The 17,018-nt window shown below is 33.4% G+C and carries 15 protein-coding genes; 6 read left to right on the plus strand and 9 right to left on the minus strand.

Features of this window, described 5'->3' with window-relative positions:
• The first annotated feature begins 73 nt into the window (after positions 1 to 73).
• Both IC221_RS15695 and IC221_RS15700 read left to right on the plus strand, forming a co-directional pair.
• On the plus strand, positions 74 to 778 hold the full coding sequence (locus tag IC221_RS15695; RefSeq protein WP_188169879.1) for a hypothetical protein: 705 nt from the start codon (positions 74 to 76) through the stop codon (positions 776 to 778).
• A 10-nt stretch (positions 779 to 788) separates the two neighbouring features.
• Positions 789 to 1,457 carry a DUF2461 domain-containing protein gene (locus IC221_RS15700; RefSeq protein WP_188169880.1) on the plus strand — a complete coding sequence of 223 codons (669 nt, stop codon included), beginning with the start codon at positions 789 to 791 and terminating at the stop codon, positions 1,455 to 1,457.
• Positions 1,458 to 1,533: 76 nt separating this feature from the next.
• Here the strand turns inward: IC221_RS15700 and IC221_RS15705 are convergent, their stop codons facing one another.
• Entirely contained in the window at positions 1,534 to 2,469 is a 936-nt protein-coding gene (locus tag IC221_RS15705; protein WP_188169881.1) for a helix-turn-helix transcriptional regulator, read from the minus strand.
• A 210-nt stretch (positions 2,470 to 2,679) separates the two neighbouring features.
• Positions 2,680 to 2,970: a hypothetical protein gene (locus tag IC221_RS15710; protein ID WP_044209739.1), complete on the minus strand. Its 291-nt coding sequence runs from the start codon at positions 2,968 to 2,970 to the stop codon at positions 2,680 to 2,682.
• A 390-nt stretch (positions 2,971 to 3,360) separates the two neighbouring features.
• Between IC221_RS15710 and IC221_RS15715 the strand changes: the two genes are divergently transcribed.
• The gene (locus IC221_RS15715) at positions 3,361 to 3,516 is read left to right on the plus strand and encodes a hypothetical protein (RefSeq protein ID WP_188169882.1); all 156 of its coding nucleotides are present in this window, start codon (positions 3,361 to 3,363) and stop codon (positions 3,514 to 3,516) included.
• Here the strand turns inward: IC221_RS15715 and menD are convergent.
• The 3 genes from menD to rsmG are packed head-to-tail and all read right to left on the minus strand — an operon-like array spanning position 3,494 to position 6,826.
• On the minus strand, positions 3,494 to 5,197 hold the full coding sequence (gene menD / locus IC221_RS15720) for a 2-succinyl-5-enolpyruvyl-6-hydroxy-3-cyclohexene-1-carboxylic-acid synthase (RefSeq protein WP_188169883.1): 1,704 nt from the start codon (positions 5,195 to 5,197) through the stop codon (positions 3,494 to 3,496). The two genes, IC221_RS15715 and menD, sit on opposite strands and share 23 nt — an antisense overlap.
• A gap of 6 nt (positions 5,198 to 5,203) precedes the next feature.
• Positions 5,204 to 6,178: a polyprenyl synthetase family protein gene (locus IC221_RS15725; RefSeq protein WP_188169884.1), complete on the minus strand. Its 975-nt coding sequence runs from the start codon at positions 6,176 to 6,178 to the stop codon at positions 5,204 to 5,206.
• A 3-nt stretch (positions 6,179 to 6,181) separates the two neighbouring features.
• Positions 6,182 to 6,826, minus strand: coding sequence for a 16S rRNA (guanine(527)-N(7))-methyltransferase RsmG (gene rsmG / locus IC221_RS15730; protein WP_044209780.1), 645 nt, complete (start codon positions 6,824 to 6,826; stop codon positions 6,182 to 6,184).
• A 592-nt stretch (positions 6,827 to 7,418) separates the two neighbouring features.
• Between rsmG and IC221_RS15735 the strand changes: the two genes are divergently transcribed.
• Positions 7,419 to 7,817 (plus strand): hypothetical protein, encoded by a 399-nt coding sequence (locus IC221_RS15735; RefSeq protein WP_044209734.1) that lies wholly within the window; start codon positions 7,419 to 7,421, stop codon positions 7,815 to 7,817.
• A gap of 439 nt (positions 7,818 to 8,256) precedes the next feature.
• On the opposite strand, the gene IC221_RS15740 is transcribed toward IC221_RS15735, so the two are convergent.
• Both IC221_RS15740 and IC221_RS15745 read right to left on the minus strand, forming a co-directional pair.
• The gene (locus tag IC221_RS15740) at positions 8,257 to 8,781 is read right to left on the minus strand and encodes a hypothetical protein (protein ID WP_188169885.1); all 525 of its coding nucleotides are present in this window, start codon (positions 8,779 to 8,781) and stop codon (positions 8,257 to 8,259) included.
• Positions 8,782 to 9,051: 270 nt separating this feature from the next.
• Positions 9,052 to 9,570 (minus strand): hypothetical protein, encoded by a 519-nt coding sequence (locus IC221_RS15745; RefSeq protein WP_188169886.1) that lies wholly within the window; start codon positions 9,568 to 9,570, stop codon positions 9,052 to 9,054.
• A 443-nt stretch (positions 9,571 to 10,013) separates the two neighbouring features.
• On the opposite strand from IC221_RS15745, the gene ruvC reads away from it, so the two are divergent.
• Entirely contained in the window at positions 10,014 to 10,583 is a 570-nt protein-coding gene (gene ruvC, locus IC221_RS15750; protein WP_188169887.1) for a crossover junction endodeoxyribonuclease RuvC, read from the plus strand.
• Positions 10,584 to 10,589: 6 nt separating this feature from the next.
• Here the strand turns inward: ruvC and IC221_RS15755 are convergent, their stop codons facing one another.
• Positions 10,590 to 12,560, minus strand: coding sequence for an ATP-binding protein (locus IC221_RS15755; protein ID WP_188169888.1), 1,971 nt, complete (start codon positions 12,558 to 12,560; stop codon positions 10,590 to 10,592).
• A 358-nt stretch (positions 12,561 to 12,918) separates the two neighbouring features.
• Between IC221_RS15755 and IC221_RS15760 the strand changes: the two genes are divergently transcribed.
• Positions 12,919 to 14,436: a carboxypeptidase-like regulatory domain-containing protein gene (locus tag IC221_RS15760; RefSeq protein ID WP_188169889.1), complete on the plus strand. Its 1,518-nt coding sequence runs from the start codon at positions 12,919 to 12,921 to the stop codon at positions 14,434 to 14,436.
• Between the two features lie 6 nt (positions 14,437 to 14,442).
• Here the strand turns inward: IC221_RS15760 and IC221_RS15765 are convergent, their stop codons facing one another.
• Positions 14,443 to 17,016, minus strand: a complete 2,574-nt coding sequence (locus IC221_RS15765) for a SpoIIE family protein phosphatase (RefSeq protein ID WP_188169890.1) — start codon at positions 17,014 to 17,016, stop codon at positions 14,443 to 14,445.
• Positions 17,017 to 17,018: the final 2 nt, after the last annotated feature.

Below are 17,018 nucleotides of genomic sequence, written 5' to 3' on the forward strand. Positions count from 1 at the left end.
ACCTAATCCGTTTTTGATCGATTATACTTCACATCAACGGTACATAGAAAACCAATTTTATAATCATTTTATCATGACAAATAAACTTTTAATACTTCTTCTATCTCTATTCGTCTGCCAATTTAATGCTCAAGCACAAGTCACTCAAAATACAAACCTTTACGAGTTGGCCGATCCGGATCAGTTGAATGTCTCCCTTCTTTATGGAAATCAAAAAAGTAATTTTAAAGGCTCTCCTTTTTACAATGAAGGATGGAAAACCGGTACAGTAACCGTCAATGATGGTATTGAGTATAAAGATATTCAGTTACGCTTCAATGTGTATAATGATGAGCTTTGGTACAAGAAAACGGAAGAAAACATCATCGTTATTAATAGAGTTAACGTTAAGGCATTTAGATGGAAAGATGAAAATGGAATGGCTCATTTTGAGAAATGTTTTATTCAAAAGAAACCTTATTATATGGAGATAATCTATGCTGATCAACATTTTCAGATTTATAAAATGCTCACTAAAAAATTTATCAAGAAAGATAATACATCTAGCAATTCTTATAACTCTGATCAAAAAGATCAGTATGTTTGGGGTAAATCAGCATTATACCATAGAAAAAATGGTAGGCTGTTAGAAATAGGAAGTAAAGACAAGGAATTTTTCTTGCTATTTGGCCAACAAAAAAGTGCTATTCAAAAGTTTGCGAAATCGAATAAATTAAAAATAAAGAATAAAGAAGATGTAAAGGAAATGTTCACCCATTACTACACTTTAATTCAATAATCTATTTAATATGATCACAGAAGAGCTTTTTCAATACCTTAAAGATCTAGGGGAAAACAATAATAGAGATTGGTTTAATGAAAATAAACCTACTTATCAGAAACACCTTCAAACCGTTAAATCTTTATTTCAAACGGTACAAGATGAACTGTCACAAACAGATCAAATTGAAGGACATAAAATATATAGAATCTATAGAGATGTTCGTTTTTCAAAGGATAAATCTCCTTACAAAAAGCACTTCAGCGGTTACTTTTCAAGAGTAAAACCAATGCTGAGAGGCGGTTATTATTTACATCTTGAGCCAGGTGATAAATCCATTGTCGGTGGTGGTTTTTATGGTCCCAATTCTGATGATTTAAAAAGAATTCGAGAGGAACTTTCATATGACGCTACCGAATTAAGAGACATCATTGAAGCTCCTTCTTTCAAGGAAATGTTTGGAGAAATGTATGGGGAGGAATTAAAGTCGGCCCCTAGAGGATTTGATAAAAATGATCCCGCAATTGATTTGATCCGAAAAAAGCAATTTATCTTTTTCAGAACTTTTAAAGATGAAGAAGTAACTGCCCCTGATTTTTCTGAAAAGATAATGAAAGGTTTCATTGAAATCAGACCGTTCTTTGATTACATGAGCAATGTTTTAACTACTGACTCAAACGGAGAACCTCTTTTCTAATGGTTTGTTCTGAAATGGAAGAATGTAGTTCGTCAATACAATAAAGAAGAGAGGAGTTGAAAAGGCTCCTCTTTTTTTATCCGAATTTATAGACTTTACTAGGCTGAACTCCAAACTTTTCTTTGAACATTCTGCCGAAATGGGTCACACTGATAAAACCTAACCCATAAGTACAATCCGATACATTGTGCTTCCCCTCTTGCAACCACTGATACGCCAACTGCAATTTGTAATCATTGGCGTATTGTAGGATCGTTACCCCGAATATTTCCTTAAACAATTTTCTCAATTTGCTATAACCAAAACCTGTCACTTTTTCTAAATCATGAGGCTCACTCTTAGAAGCATAATTTTGCTCAAGATACTTTTTGACTCTAAACGTTTTATCAAGATCATTAGAGCTATAATATTTAGGGATGCACTTGTTTTGAACTCTTTCCAACAAAATGCTTACAAAGTCATAAATCAATAAATAAAGGTCGGAGTATTTCTTAAAAACATCACACGCTTCTCCATCTTCTAAGAGATATTGAAGCTTTGGAAGTATTGACTCATCCATTTTTTTGAATAAAAAATAGCCCTCTTTTACTTCCGAAAAACTGTTTTTCAATACCTCATTTTCATGTATATTTTTGAATACATGTATAGAAGGAAAAGTAATGACTATTAATTCTAACGTTTTATCTGCATCAAAATAAAGGTATTCCTCTTCTTGACAATTTGAAAAATAGCTCCAGCTTTCTTCACTATGCTGATACTGTTCCTCGTTGTTAGATGGAGGTAAAAAACGGAAAGATGATTTTATATATAAAAAAGAGAAAAAGCCATCTGTATTGGACTCCTTAATGAATCGAAGGTCTTTTGTTGGGTTTCCTTTGAGGTGTACTATATTAAATGAGTCAATATTTTGATAAACAATGTACGGACTTGTCACCAGAAAGGATTCAGGGAATAAAATATGTTGACTGTCTATATTTTCATAAAATGAAGACCTTAGCCTTATTTCTTCCATAATAGGGATGGATACTTTAAAACGGTCAAGTTACAACTGTAAAAGAATAAAGAAAAAAAGTAGCAGAATTTTTTACGTTCTGCTACTTCAAGTTTGTATTTGAAAAGTAAATAGTTTATATCTTTTTTCTTGTGGCAATGAGAATCAGAAAATATATTTAAAAGGGGAGTCAAAAAAAACTGATCATATAACTAAAAAAATCTCCCTCCCTTAAAATTCTTCTACCAAACGGTGTTCTTCTAAATCGATCATTGCGTTCAATGCCTTCAAATTCGCAATATGAGAAGCTTCAGTTTGATTTTCCTGAAACGTGCATTGCATCTCTCTTACTGCTCTTTGAAGCTTGTCTAGATTGTCTTTTCTTTCTTTGATTCTTTGGTTCAAAAGCTGATAGTAAGCTTTGTTCACTGCAGGATCAAATTCAACATTTTCATCATTTACTTTTCCTATAGTTCTTTGATTGTCAGAAAAAAATAATTTAATAGTCTTGATAATACTCATAATCTGTAGGTTTGCTCCCTTTAAAGTTCAATAATTATATAAGTAGAATTACTTTGATTTAATTAAGTTATACCTAATCATCAGAAATTTATTGTTACGATCCAACTATTTAGCCTAATAACATTGTAAACTCGTCTAAATTTTAACATATAAATCCTAAATATATTCATAAATCCTTAACATTAACAATTGTTTAAAATCAAGTTTTAGGTTCAATTCACTTCGTATAAAAATAAAAAATCTTAATATTATCCTATTTTAGACTGCAAATAGGATCTCAAAAAACATTAGTTAACATTGTGTTAACATAATACTATTCCATAATTTCATTATTAGTATTTGTTAGGTGGATCGTCACAATAAAGTCATCTTAACATATCAACATGTACTATGTTAAAATACATCATCAATTCTCAACCTTCGGCTTCACATTCAAGTGATGTTGAGGTAAAGCTGAATAAAAAAGCCATTCCATGGACAAACATGAAATGGCTCTTTGCAAAAGGTTTGAAAGCAGAAATGATTATTTCATTCCTTCTCGCTTAAACGCTTTAAATGTATTTTTACTAATTTCTTTATTGCTTTTTACCTCGTAGATACACGCTTTATCACTAGGTTGTAAAAAAGTTTCAAAGGTGTCATAAAATTCTTCCCTTGAGTTGACCTCCCAATGCTTTAGCCTGAATTCTTCCGCTAAATATTTTGCAGATGTTCTTTGTTCTGTTTCAAAATACTCTTCCAACTCAGGTTGTCGGACTGGTCCATCGATCATTCTAAAGATCACCCCTCCATGGTTGTTCAATAAAACAACTTTTAAATTAGAAGGAACATAGTTATTCCAAAAAGCATTTCTATCATAGAAAAAGGCGAGGTCACCTGTCAATATAAAGTGTAACTCATCTGGATTAGCTATAGCATGCCCTACAGCAGTACTTGTACTTCCATCAATTCCACTAGTGCCTCTATTGGCATAAACCTTCACATCCTCTCTTTCTACCCCAATAAAATTGGCGTATCTTACCGACATACTGTTCGCTAAGTGTAGGTTCGAATTTTCGGGAAGGGAATTAATAAGGTAATTGACTACTTCTAATTCTGAGAAAGACAATAATTCAAAGAAATCTGCCTTCTGAGCTTTTACTCTATTATTATGTTCTTGCCAGTCGAAAAGAAATTGGTTGTAATCCTCTTCATCAAAATTAATGGCACTCAACTGATCAAAAAATAATGCCTCAGAGGAACGGATCACTTTGGTCAATGACATAAAAGGATCTGGAACTTCTCCAGCCTCCTGTATGTGCCAATGCTCAACAGGTCGATTATTTCTTAAAAATAGTTTTAGATTTTTTGAGATAACAGACTTGCCAAACGTAATCAGTAAATCTGGTTGAAGTGCTTGATTCTCATTCGGAGTCAAAAACACATCTTGATGAACCGTAGCATTTTCTAAGTGGCCATAATTTGAAATGACATCAGAGGCTACTGGAAAAGGTAAAGATGATAAACTCTCTCCGACTTCATGATTGTACTGACCGTGTCCCGCTACAATCAGAATTTTTTGATGTGACTGTAATAAAGGTATAAGTTCTTTTTCCCAAACCTCATCTTCTATATAAGGTTCTGAACTTAACTCTTTTTGAATTCTTATAGTATTGGCATCAAAGTCGAAATGCTCCTCGGTATCAGGGTAAAATGGTTCTCTCAACGGCCAATTAATATGAATAGGACCTTGAGGATAAGCCATAGCATAATTTAATGCCTCATTAGCAATTCGCTGCTTATACCATTTTGCATCAGCATGCGACAAGTCATCTGGCATTTGGAAACTCTTCTTAATATGGTTTCCAAATATATTATTTTGACGAATGGTTTGACCATCCCATTGATCAATCCACTCAGTAGGTCTGTCAGCAGTAATGACGATGACAGGAATACGTTGATAGTAAGCTTCGGTGATGGCTGGAGTATAATTCAAGGCCGCTGTACCTGAAGTACAAGCAATGACCACTGGAGTATTGGTTTGCTGAGCGATACCCATTGCTACAAAAGCAGCTGATCTTTCATCACTGACTGAAATGGTATTGATTTTTGGGTGCCTGGCAAAAGCTAGTGCTAAAGGTGCTACTCTTGATCCTGGTGAAAGTACTACATCTTTCACCCCCATTTCTGACAGTTGGGCTACAAACTGCCCTACCTCGTGCAATAATTCTGACTTATTGTGCCCCATTACCTCTTATTTCTTTCTCTCCACAACATAAGTAATCAACTCATGCAAAGCTTGACGGTATTCTGAATCAGGTAATTCATCAAGAATTTGTCTCCCTTCCTTAATGTATTCATGCATGGTTTTTTCTGCATATTCCAAACCACCTGATTGTCTTACAAACTCAATAATCTCACGGACTACTTTCTGGTTTGTATTTTGAGTCTTTATTTTAAAAATGATTTCTCTCTTTTTTAACCATCCAGCATTGTTCAATGCATAGATCAGAGGTAGTGTCATTTTCTTTTCTTTAATATCAATGCCAAGAGGTTTTCCAATCTCATCTGTTCCATAATCAAACAAATCGTCTTTGATCTGAAAAGCAATACCGATTTTCTCCCCCATGAGTCGCATTTTGTCTACAATCTCCTGAGATGCTCCTGCCGATGAAGCCCCCACTGCAGTACAAGCCGCTATCAAAGTAGCTGTCTTTTGTCTGATGATTTCAAAGTAAACATCTTCAGTGATGTCTAATCGTCTTGCTTTTTCAATCTGCATCAATTCCCCTTCACTCATTTCACGAACGGCAGTTGACACGTATTTCAGCAATTCAAAATCTTCATTTTCAACAGACAACAATAAGCCTTTTGATAAGAGATAATCTCCCACAAGAACGGCAGTTTTATTTTTCCATAATGCTTTAATGGAAAAGAAGCCTCTTCTGTAATCTGCATCATCTACCACATCGTCATGTACTAATGTGGCCGTGTGCAATAATTCAATTAAAGCAGCTCCTCTGTAGGTTTGATCTATAATTTTTCCAGTTGCTCCAGCAGTCAAAAATACCATGATAGGTCTCATCTGCTTTCCTTTACTTTTCACAATGTAGCTCATGATACGGTCTAACAGCGCTACATCGCTTTTCATAAAATAGCGGAACTTCTTTTCGAATTCAATCATTTGGTCCTTCACAGGACGTTGAAAATCCCCTAATACCTTCGGCATATATTATTTATTCTTCGTAACTGGAACGTAAGCAATCTTTTTTGTCTCAAAGAAATCCTCCTCGTAGAGGTCTTTCATATCAAACAACTTGTATTTCTTTTTGTTTAATTTGGAGAACTCTTCTGTCAAATCTCCTCCTTTCAAACAAATAATACCGTTATTCAGCTCATGTCCTTGTTGGAAAGCTACTTTAGATCTTACCCATCTTAAAAGCACGTCAATTCTTGTTACGGCTCTTGATACGATAAAGTCATACTCTCCATCTACTTTTTCGGCTCTCATTTGCTCCGCCTTCACATTTGTCAAACCAATTGTCTTTGCAATTTCATTGACCACGTTAACCTTCTTTGCAATAGAGTCTACAAGGTGAAACTTTACATTTGGAAAAAATATGGCTAAAGGAATTCCCGGAAATCCTCCTCCTGTCCCTACATCTAAGATTTCAGTACCTGGCTTAAACTCGATAATCTTAGCAATACTTAATGAGTGTAATACGTGACGTTCGTATAAGTTATCAATATCTTTTCTTGAAATAACATTGACCTTCTCATTCCATTCTGCATAGAGGTCTCTCAACTGTGCAAATTGATTTTTTTGTACTGAAGTTAAATCAGGAAAATATTTTTCGATAATATCTATTTGTGCCATAAATTTTTGTTCACTTTTCTGAAGGTCCAAATTTAAGGATATTTCAAAGGTATCTTAAAATTATTGTCGAGATTATTCCATAATATTTCTCAAATCTATGTTTTTTGGATATTCTGACTCTAAGTACCTTTAGGAATCCTAAATTTTAGAGGGAAAATTTCACTTTTTAAGGATCATTCAAGGCATTTTTGAAAATTCAATGATCAGAGACACGTCAAAATAGTTTATAAATTCATCGTTTTTTAATTAAAAATAGGTTTCAAACTCTTATTTCTGATTGCTCCAAAAGAAAATAACCTTCCGTAAATTGAAAAAAAGAGATAGGTTATGGTGCCATTTTCTTGACAAAATACCACATGTAAACAATTTAGGTTTTGAGTCATTTTTCAACATAAAACCTTATTTCAAAAGCCATTTCCCCTCAATAACCGTTTTAGAAGAAAAGATAATGTTTCCTTTTTGAGGAATAAAAGGCATTTCCAACGTAAATTCCTTACATGCTTTATTATTCCATAATTGAACAAAAAAGAGAAAACAGATGTAATAGATGCAAACAATCTGAATAACTGTTTTACATAAACCTAATATTATTATGACCAACTTTACCACGGATATCAACAGCAGAAATAATACGCTCACCATACGTATGAGGGGCTTTTTTCAACCGGATGCTTTTACAGAAAACCTTGAAAGTACGCTAAAAGATATCCAAAGTGGAAAGCCAGCGGTTGTACTATTAGATGCTCGATTCGTTAAAAGCGGATGGATGTCATCAAACCCTTGGTTAGTAAGTTGGTTTATCCCAAAAATACTACTATTGAAAGTAAAACATTTTGGAGTAATCATCGAAGACGACTGTGATCCGTTCACAAGGTTTTCGATCATCAATCTAGAACACTTACTTGAAAATGAAACCAGTTTTAAAATAAAATTATTCGAATCTCCAGAAGAAGCCGCAATTTGGGGAAGAGATAATATTAAAGCAGCATAATAATTTTAAAAATATTTGGGTGGTTTATCACAGTTATTCTGTGAGAGGGGTCTCTTGGTCAGAGACCTCATTTTTTTATCTAATTTTTCTGGTCGTTTCTTGATAAGAACGTATCAAAAATGACCCTTTTTGATAGTAAGAAAACAAATGGATGCATATGCCCCCATTATAATGTGGCACACCTCAACCTTAGGAAGGTGACAATCTCAACCGGATAGAGATTCGTGAAATTCCCTGAGAACTTGGACTCCCAAAAACAACTTTCTACATAAAAGTAGATAAAGGTCAATTTTGAATATATAGTTATCAAAAATTGACCTTTATGTTTTAACTATCCTCTTTTTTATTTGAAGTTATAAGTTGGAAACTTATTCTATAGCCTAGTTCTAAGTAACGCCTGACGGCTTGATACTTAGAACAGTGGGGGGGGGTAGGGAATTTATTCCTTTAAATAAATAATATTAGGTCCACTGATATATGAAATTTTAGGATTTGACTTCTTATAAATCACATAATTATCCTTTTGATTTATCTTTTTCCAATTTCTATTAGATTCTAAAGATCTATGATATAAACGATCTTTAACTTTATAGTCGTAGCTTAGGTTATATTCACTAACTCTAAGTTTTTCAATTTGAACTGAATCAAAATTTTCTACATCATCTATAATATGTTTATTATAAATAATTAAAGAATAACTTGGATCATCAACATTATATTTGACATATAATTTTTCAGATGTAAACAATTCATTTGAAAAGTTTTTTCGTGTTTTATATTCAACATCATTTACATTATAAATATATACTGCGTCATTACCGATAATACCAATAACTTTAGCTATTGTACTGTTACCATTAGCTATAATTAGCTTATCCTTTTGATTTATATGAATATAAAACAAAGCAAAACCAATTAGAATTATTGAAATTATAGATAAACTTAACTTATCTTTTTTTTGCATTTCCTATTGTTTTAAAATTTTACTTAGTTCAGAATTCTTTGCTTTATCATTAGTATAATTTGCTGTACCAGAAACATATATATTCATAATTTTTTCATTACCTTGAATTACTGATTCAATGCCGATTGCTTACATTTATTGCATTGGGTGCTTTTGTGTGGTTATTACTACCTGTCCTGAATTTTTTAACTACTTTTTGTGCTGCATTACCCTCTTCTAAAATTTTGACTGACTTAGAATTCAGTAAACCTGAAGCAAAGTCAGAGAAAGCTATTCAATCATTTCAATGTAAGCAATTTTATTATTATCACGATTTACATAGATGATATAATCATTAAGGTTTAAGTCAAAAATAAAATTGTCTGGTGCAAGTTGATACCTCTTTATCGTCTCACCATGAACTTGATACTTAAAAAAAATAGCATTATTACCTCTCCATCTAAAATGAGATGATACTTCTATAGGTTTTATTTTGAAATATTCTTTTTTATCAAATATTGGCTTATCCCAAAAAACCCATATATCACCGATATCGTCTTTCGAAATTGCAATATTATATTTCTCACCGACACATAAATATCTATAAGGCCTACTTCTTTTTTTTCTAAAATATAGACCTCTATCAGTCCGATATTCAAGAGTTGTATTACTTCCTGTATTTATAATATTACAAAATGAAATATCTCCTGTTTCCTTTATTCTTTGCTTTTTTATTGGTCTATAAATAAGTAAATATGTAAATAGTATTGCACTAAATGTATATATTAAAATATTTTTATTTTTGTCCATAATTACCAAAGTTTGAAAATACCTTCTCTATCTTTTTTATCATTAAAACTTTGTTTTACTGCTCACCACCAGCTCCACCAAAAACTTCTTTTACATTATTTCCTACATTTTCAATTGCAGACTTATTAAATACCGTGCTTCATTTAATTTTTGTTTGGTACCATTTAGTTGTGCATCTAAATCCATTTTTTGGGGTTTGTAGAGTTTACCATAAATTTGTTAGCCTTTTTCAATTAAGTATCACCAATACCTTTAGAAACTATACCTCTCAATACCCGCCATATTCATACCAAACGGATAGTATTACTTTTCTTGAAAATTTAATAATTAAGGTAGAAATGATATGTTATATAATACCCAAAACCCTCAAAAAAACCTTCTCCTAAACATGAACTTCAAGTTGAATTCATTTAATTTGCATTTTTATTTAAAGGAGAGAATAGATGTTAGCCACTGTAAAAGAAAAATTAGTTTTAGGTATTGACCCAGGTACTCAAGTGATGGGTTATGGTCTTATTTTAGCCAAAGGACAAAAGCTAACATTGATTCAATATGGAGTGATTCACCTAAAAAAATACTCTTCTCATGCTTTAAAATTAAAGAAAATCCACGAGCGAATTACGTCTATATTAGAGGAATATGCTCCGGATGAAGTGGCTTTGGAAGCTCCTTTTGTGGGACAAAATGTACAGTCTGCTTTAAAACTTGGAAGAGCACAAGGAGTAGCGATGTCTGCCGCCCTAATGAGGGATATCCCGATTACTGAGTATGCTCCCAAAAAAGTAAAATCAGCCGTTACAGGCAATGGTAATGCTTCAAAAGAGCAGGTGGCAAATATGATTGAAAAGTTACTGAAGTTTAAAATTGATGATCAATCGCTCTTTGACGCTACAGATGCTTTGGGGGTAGCCATCACACACATTTTCCAAAATGGAGTCAACACTGCTAAGAAAAAATCTTGGTCTACGTTTATTGCCAATAACCCAAGTCGTGTTTCAAAAACTAAAAAATAATCGTTGTTAGGAAGCTACACTTTTTTTAATATCCAAAGGTACTTTCACGATAAAAGCACTACCTTTCCCTTCTTCACTTTCGCAAATAATATCGCCTTTCATGGCTTCGATAAACTTTTTTGCGATACTTAATCCTAAGCCCGTCGATGATTCACCACCAGTTGGTTTAGCTGATAAACGTTGAAATTTCCCAAACATGCGTTGCATATCATTTTTGGAAATGCCCGGCCCGTTGTCTTTAATGATCACACTTGCTTGTTGTTCATTACAAACTTTCACCTCTACTTCAATTTTCTCATTTTTTGGAGAGAATTTAATCGCGTTACTCAACAAGTTGTCCAATACTTGTCTAACTCCATTAGGGTCCGCAAAAACGGTTACAGGCTTCAGTTTTTGAATAATCTGAATTTCTTTTTTCTCGGCCGTGTGTTCGCAATTTTCTACGACAGTCTCTACTACCTCATCGATATCAAAAGAACTCATATTTAAGTTCATATGCCCTGCCTCAATCGCTTTTACATCCAAGATTCTTGTAATCATCTCATTCATGCGTAGCAAAGCATTTTTCACACCCTTAGCACAATCTTGATTATCTCCATCCAGTTCTACTTCCAATAATTGAGAAAGTGTCAAGGCTGAAGTCAAAGGGTTTCTTAGATCATGAGCAACTACTCCTATCAGGTGGTTTTTTTCTTCATTGAGATTATTCAACAATTCATTATGCTCTTTTACTTCATTATTTCGAAGTGCAAGTTCCTTTTGTTGATGTTGTAAAAGCTCGTTAGCTGCTGTCAGTCTTTTGGTCAATTCTCTTTGCTTTAAACGCTCTTTGATAAACACCATAATCACCCCAATCAGTAAGAAAGAAATGACTAGAGAAGCGATGGTCACCACCAACTGTTTGTCCATACTTGCCTCTTGTGCCTTTTTTTGTTCCTCTAAGAGTTTATTCTTTGCCTCCTGTTCGTTAAACCTTACCTGCGTTTCTAATAACGCAACTTCACGCATTTTTTCTTGTGTAAATACACTGTCATAAAGTGCATGAGACTGACGATTATATTTCAAAGCCGATTTATAATCTCCCTTTCTCTCGTATAGTTCTGACAATTGTGACGAAGCTCCCATTAACTCATGTCTAGCTTCTAAAGTAGTGGCTAACTCGTAACTTTGCTGAGCATAATGTAAAGCCGAATCCAATCGGTTCATATCAATATAAAGGCCGGCAATATTACTTGAGACTTGGGTCAATCCCCTTTTGTCGTCCAACCTTTTTAAGATCGCATAGGCATCTTTATAGGCTCTTAATGATTGTCCTATTTCACCCACAATTCTGTAAACAATGGCAATATCGTTGTAAGAATAGGCCAAGGCATTCTTCTGTTTTTCTTTAGTTCTTATTTGAATGGCTTTTTTGTGGTAAGCCAGCGATTTTTCGTACTGTTGTTGATAGAAAAGAATATTAGCCATATTACTGTAGGCCAAAGCTCTCAAACGTGCGGAAGATGAATCGTTTAATAATTCCAACCCTTCTTTGTAATAATTGTAAGCTTTATCATGTTCCCCTTGTACTTCGTAGGCTTTTCCAAGATTTTGAATCGAGACATTCCATGCAGAGGTATCTCCAAGGTTTTTTGCAATAGTAGAAGATTCGAAATAATCTTTAAGTGCCTCGCTGTATTCCGCTTGATAATAATGAACTACGCCTTTGAGGTGATATGCTTTTTGTAGATCTATTTGGTCATCAATCTGCAGTGCATTCTGAATGGCAAGATCAGCAAAGTATAATGCAGAATCTAAATCAGACTGATTATAGAGCGTACAAAGAGACAAGAGGTCTTTGATGTAATTTTCATTGACTTCTTGCAACTTGATATTTTTCCTTAAACTATCAATTTCGAGGTTCTTTTCAGATTCTAAAGATTGAGCGGAGAGTGATAGTGAAAAAATAAGTGTAACAAATAGCAAATAGTTTTTCAAACGAATAGCATTAATATAGATAATAATATTATCCCCAAGGGACTTCAATATATAAAGACAACGTTAAACTGTAAAGGTTGCAAGAAAGATTTTATTTCAGTTTAATATTATTTAAGTTAATATTGAAGGAAAACAGCTTCACAAAAAAATGACTATATTCAGCTTCCAGTTTGTACTATTTAACCTTCATAAGTGTCAAATTGATTGAAGACCTATTACATAAATTCAGGTCTTTAGAATATTCACTAAATTGTAAAGATAACCAAGTCAAGATTACTTAATCACTTAAATTTTAGCTTTAAATAAAGTACCATCTTATAAAATTTCATTACATATCCTTTTAAAAACAAACTACTCTATGTTACGAAAATTAGTTTTCATTTTATTTATTTTCTTCAGTACTAAAAGCCTTTACGCTCAAGAATTCATCAAAGGACAAGTTACTGATGCTGAATCTAAAGAAGCATTACCTTTTACAAATATCCTATTTTCTGAAAAAGGAAAAGGTACTGTTTCCAATGCCGAAGGAAATTATACCATTAATCTATCCAATTTAAAAGATACTGATTCTGTTTCTTTCAGCTATGGCGGTTATACCACCATTAAGTATTTGGTAAAGGATATCAAAAAGCGATCTACCCTAAATGTTGCATTAAAACCGCTCGTCATCAATCTTGAGGAAGTTGTGATCACCTCTAAAAACATTTCTGTTAAAGACATTATTAGTAAAGTAGAAGAGAATTTCGAAAAGAACTATAAAAAGGAAAATGTAAAAGAAGAGCTTTTTATTCATAGTTTTCATCGAACAACCATGAACAAGGACAACCCTTTTCAGTTAAAAAAGTCTAGTTTTGAAGAAATCAATCAAGCCAAAAGTGATAAAATAATGGCCATGCTTCCGGATGAGTTTATCAATTACCTTGATAGTAAACATAGTTGGTATACCGGAGATGATGAACATAAGCTTGTCGCAAAAAAAGCCATCTCACTGGAAGAAAGTTCATTCCAAAAAATCAACAAGGAATTAGAGAAGACACTTAATTTTTTAGCTGAAGATATTGAAAACTCATTTGGAAATGATGATGTCTACTATAGAATTAAATCGGGCATCATTGGTACAAAATTAAAGGATGAAGAAGAAGCTGAAAGTGACTCTATTAATTCATTGAATCCCGATGTTTTTGACTCTCTTCACTACAACTTTAAGACAAAATATGTAAAAAGTGGTATTAAAGAAGTTTTCAATAATGTGACGGATATTGACAGCGACTACTTAGAGTTCATCACCAAAAAAGGGAAATATAATTTTGAATTGGAGGGAGCTACTATGATCGATAATGATGTTGCTTACAAAATTTCTTTCACTCCAAAAGGGGGTAACTTTCAAGGAATGATTTTCGTTTCTTCCGAAACTTTCGCCTTACTTCAAATGGATATTGAATATGCCCCTGAAAAACGAGGAAAACATATACAACTATTAGGTATTGGCTTTTCTGAAAACTTCAAAAAGATGAAGGTGATTTTTGAAAAAGGAGAAACCAATTACTTTGTAAAATACATCTACAATCAAGTTGATATCTCATTCTCTTTTGAAAGAAACCTTTCACTTCTCAAGAAACAAAAACGTTTTATGTTTGATAAAAAACTTGAGGAAATCAAAGTAAAAACAAATCTGCACATGAGCTCAGTTGAAACAAGAGAATTATTGGTGCTAGAGCGTAAAAAAATAACACCCGATCAATTTGATCAGGTGAAAGAGGAGGAAATTGTTAAGGTGAAAAGAGAACAGAAAAATTCTCTTGATTTATGGGAAGGAGGAACTATAATTACTCCTACCAAATCCTTAGAACAATACCAAAGAAAAGAGGAAATGTAATTTTCATTACATTAACCCCAACATATCTTCAACACTTTTGTCTTCGAGCGTCTTCCCTACATACTGTACAGGAGGAAGCTTGAAGCCAATTACTAAAATATCATCTGTTTGCTTTTCAGTTTCTTGCATCCATTCGTTGATGGTCATTGCAATAATGGACTTTTGTTCAAACATTGGCTTTTGTGCCACATCCAAGAAGAGTTGTCTCATATTTTTCTTGTAGAATTTCTGTCCGTTCTCCCCTCCAAACTGATCTTGATAGCCATCAGTACACATGTATACAGATTCCACTTGTGCATTAGGATCATCTAATCGGATCACATGATTGGTGAAAGGTTGGTATTGCTTCTTTTTGAACACATGACCACCAATTGATTGGCGTTCCCCTTTGACCACATCAATTTCCTGATTACCTAAAGCATCCTTTTTTACTAGATAAAGCGGATGATGAGCACCGGCATAAGTCAATTCACGTTTTCTTTTATTGATCACGCAAATACCGATATCCATTCCATCCTTGTTGTTCATTCTCTCTTGCTGCAACGCTACCCTAATTCTAACATTCAATTCATCTAACAATTGAGCAGGAGAAAGGTGTTCTTTTGAATTAATTAGACTAGATAAGATCTCTCTTCCTAAAATAGACATAAATGCACCTGGAACGCCATGACCAGTACAATCTGCCACTGCTAAGTAAGTATAATCTCCTTTTGTTTCTAACCAATAAAAATCACCACTTACAATATCTTTTGGTCTGTAGAATACAAATGCATCATGGAATTTGGAACGAATCAACGAAATGTTTGGCAACAATGCTTGTTGGATTCTCTTAGCATATTGAATACTGCTTGTCTGCTGGGCATTCTTCTTTTCCAACTCCTCTAATGTACCTTGTAACAACAAGTTACTACTCATTAATTCATCTCTATGCCTGTTGATTTGCTCCGTTTTCTTCAAAACTTGCGTTTCCATATCTTCATAGTTCATCGCTGTTTGTAAGGCACTAACAGCGTACACTACAATACTTCCAAGCATGTTAATTTCCACATCAGAGTAAGCATTTGGTCTATCATTATGAATGGCCAAAACACCAATTTTACCTGTAGGTGTTGTCAACGGTAAGTAGATTAATGAAGCCGCTTTTTTATGCGTAATAACGGGTAATAAATGCTTGTATGGATTTGGCGTACTACCTAAAAAGTCTTCACAAATAATTGCTTCCTGAGCGTTAAAACACGTCACCCCCAAGTGCGTATTATCCAAAAGAGAGCGTTTTAATTCATAGTACTTTCCTTCTTTATCATAACCCTGATAATGCATTTGATCTTCGTGCACAATCCCCACCATGAATAATGAGAAATCCAATACATTACTCAATGCTCTGTTGAACTCCTCAATAATTTCGCTTACCGACGTATGGTTACTGATCTTATTACCGATTTGTCTGATCGTATCAATCTTCTCATAAGTCGTTGCTAATTCTTCTTTCTGTTGAATGATTTCTTCACTTCTTTCGTTCATTTTCTCCAACACATAGTTGAAGTCTCTCGAAAGTGCACCAATCTCATCCTGCGTTTTAATCGTATAGATTTTTCCTTGGAATTTATCCTCCACAATTTTATGAATTGATTTAGATAGTTCATTGATAGGCTTTCCTAAACGATTCAGTAAATAATAAAGTAGAATTGCATTAACTAGAATTATACTGAATGCAGAAACAAAAAGAATGACAATATTAATTGATTGCCAATACCTTTCATACTCTTTCACTACCTCTGAAATCTTTGTAATATCTTTTTCGATAATATTCAACGAAACATTCAAATTATCTTTGATACCTGCGTGACCGAAATAACCTAATTCAGCATCTAAAGTCACTAATCTCTGGAAATACTCTTCATAATTATCTAAAGCCCCTTTCAAATAAACACGTCCATATTTATCAGATACGGTTCGGTCTATGTCCAACTTCAATCTCTCAATCACTTTAGATAGTTTGTTGGCATAAGTTTGATCTTTTCTTAAAATGTAATCTTTCTCATGTCTTCTTAAGGATAAAATCTTGACTTGATCAAGATCGTACCCTGAATTCATCACACTGTATACCGAACGTCTCATATCACCTTCCACACCATAACTTTTAAAACCACGTTTCAGTTGTACTGCAACCAAAGAGTCTAAAGTTGTATGATATAATGCAATCGATTTTTCTAGATTACGTAATGGAACAATCACATTTGCTCTCTTTACATATTCATTGACATAGAATTGATCAATCTGTTCATTGATTTCAACAATCAATTGCTTATTTTTTTCTATATACTTGTTCTTTTTCGTCTCATAAAAAGTCGGGTTGATGGTTTCAGTTAGCAAGAAAGATTGTTGCCCAGCTTTTATTTTCTGAATTTTATTGGATACAGCAGCTAGATCAGTAACCACTTTTTCAGCATTGGTAGTGGTATTTTTGATGTATGCATACACAAAAAACACCACACTGATAATTAGTAAGTTTGTAGCAAATGACCAGACCAGTCTTGTTTTAATACTTTTGGCCTGTCGTTTCTGAGGTGATAATTTCATAG

Origin of the sequence: Flammeovirga sp. EKP202 (assembly GCF_014534745.1) — a bacterium.
Taxonomy (GTDB): domain Bacteria; phylum Bacteroidota; class Bacteroidia; order Cytophagales; family Flammeovirgaceae; genus Flammeovirga.

Bases quoted from the DNA above. Each gene is read 5' to 3' on its own strand.
- IC221_RS15745 (WP_188169886.1), bottom strand. From the start codon at position 9,570: ATGGACAAAAATAAAAATATTTTAATATATACATTTAGTGCAATACTA.
- IC221_RS15700 (WP_188169880.1), top strand. From the start codon at position 789: ATGATCACAGAAGAGCTTTTTCAATACCTTAAAGATCTAGGGGAAAAC.
- IC221_RS15740 (WP_188169885.1), bottom strand. From the start codon at position 8,781: ATGCAAAAAAAAGATAAGTTAAGTTTATCTATAATTTCAATAATTCTA.
- IC221_RS15725 (WP_188169884.1), bottom strand. From the start codon at position 6,178: ATGCCGAAGGTATTAGGGGATTTTCAACGTCCTGTGAAGGACCAAATG.
- IC221_RS15705 (WP_188169881.1), bottom strand. From the start codon at position 2,469: ATGGAAGAAATAAGGCTAAGGTCTTCATTTTATGAAAATATAGACAGT.
- menD (WP_188169883.1), bottom strand. From the start codon at position 5,197: ATGGGGCACAATAAGTCAGAATTATTGCACGAGGTAGGGCAGTTTGTA.
- IC221_RS15735 (WP_044209734.1), top strand. From the start codon at position 7,419: ATGACCAACTTTACCACGGATATCAACAGCAGAAATAATACGCTCACC.
- IC221_RS15765 (WP_188169890.1), bottom strand. From the start codon at position 17,016: ATGAAATTATCACCTCAGAAACGACAGGCCAAAAGTATTAAAACAAGA.
- IC221_RS15695 (WP_188169879.1), top strand. From the start codon at position 74: ATGACAAATAAACTTTTAATACTTCTTCTATCTCTATTCGTCTGCCAA.
- IC221_RS15710 (WP_044209739.1), bottom strand. From the start codon at position 2,970: ATGAGTATTATCAAGACTATTAAATTATTTTTTTCTGACAATCAAAGA.
- IC221_RS15760 (WP_188169889.1), top strand. From the start codon at position 12,919: ATGTTACGAAAATTAGTTTTCATTTTATTTATTTTCTTCAGTACTAAA.
- ruvC (WP_188169887.1), top strand. From the start codon at position 10,014: ATGTTAGCCACTGTAAAAGAAAAATTAGTTTTAGGTATTGACCCAGGT.
- rsmG (WP_044209780.1), bottom strand. From the start codon at position 6,826: ATGGCACAAATAGATATTATCGAAAAATATTTTCCTGATTTAACTTCA.
- IC221_RS15715 (WP_188169882.1), top strand. From the start codon at position 3,361: ATGTTAAAATACATCATCAATTCTCAACCTTCGGCTTCACATTCAAGT.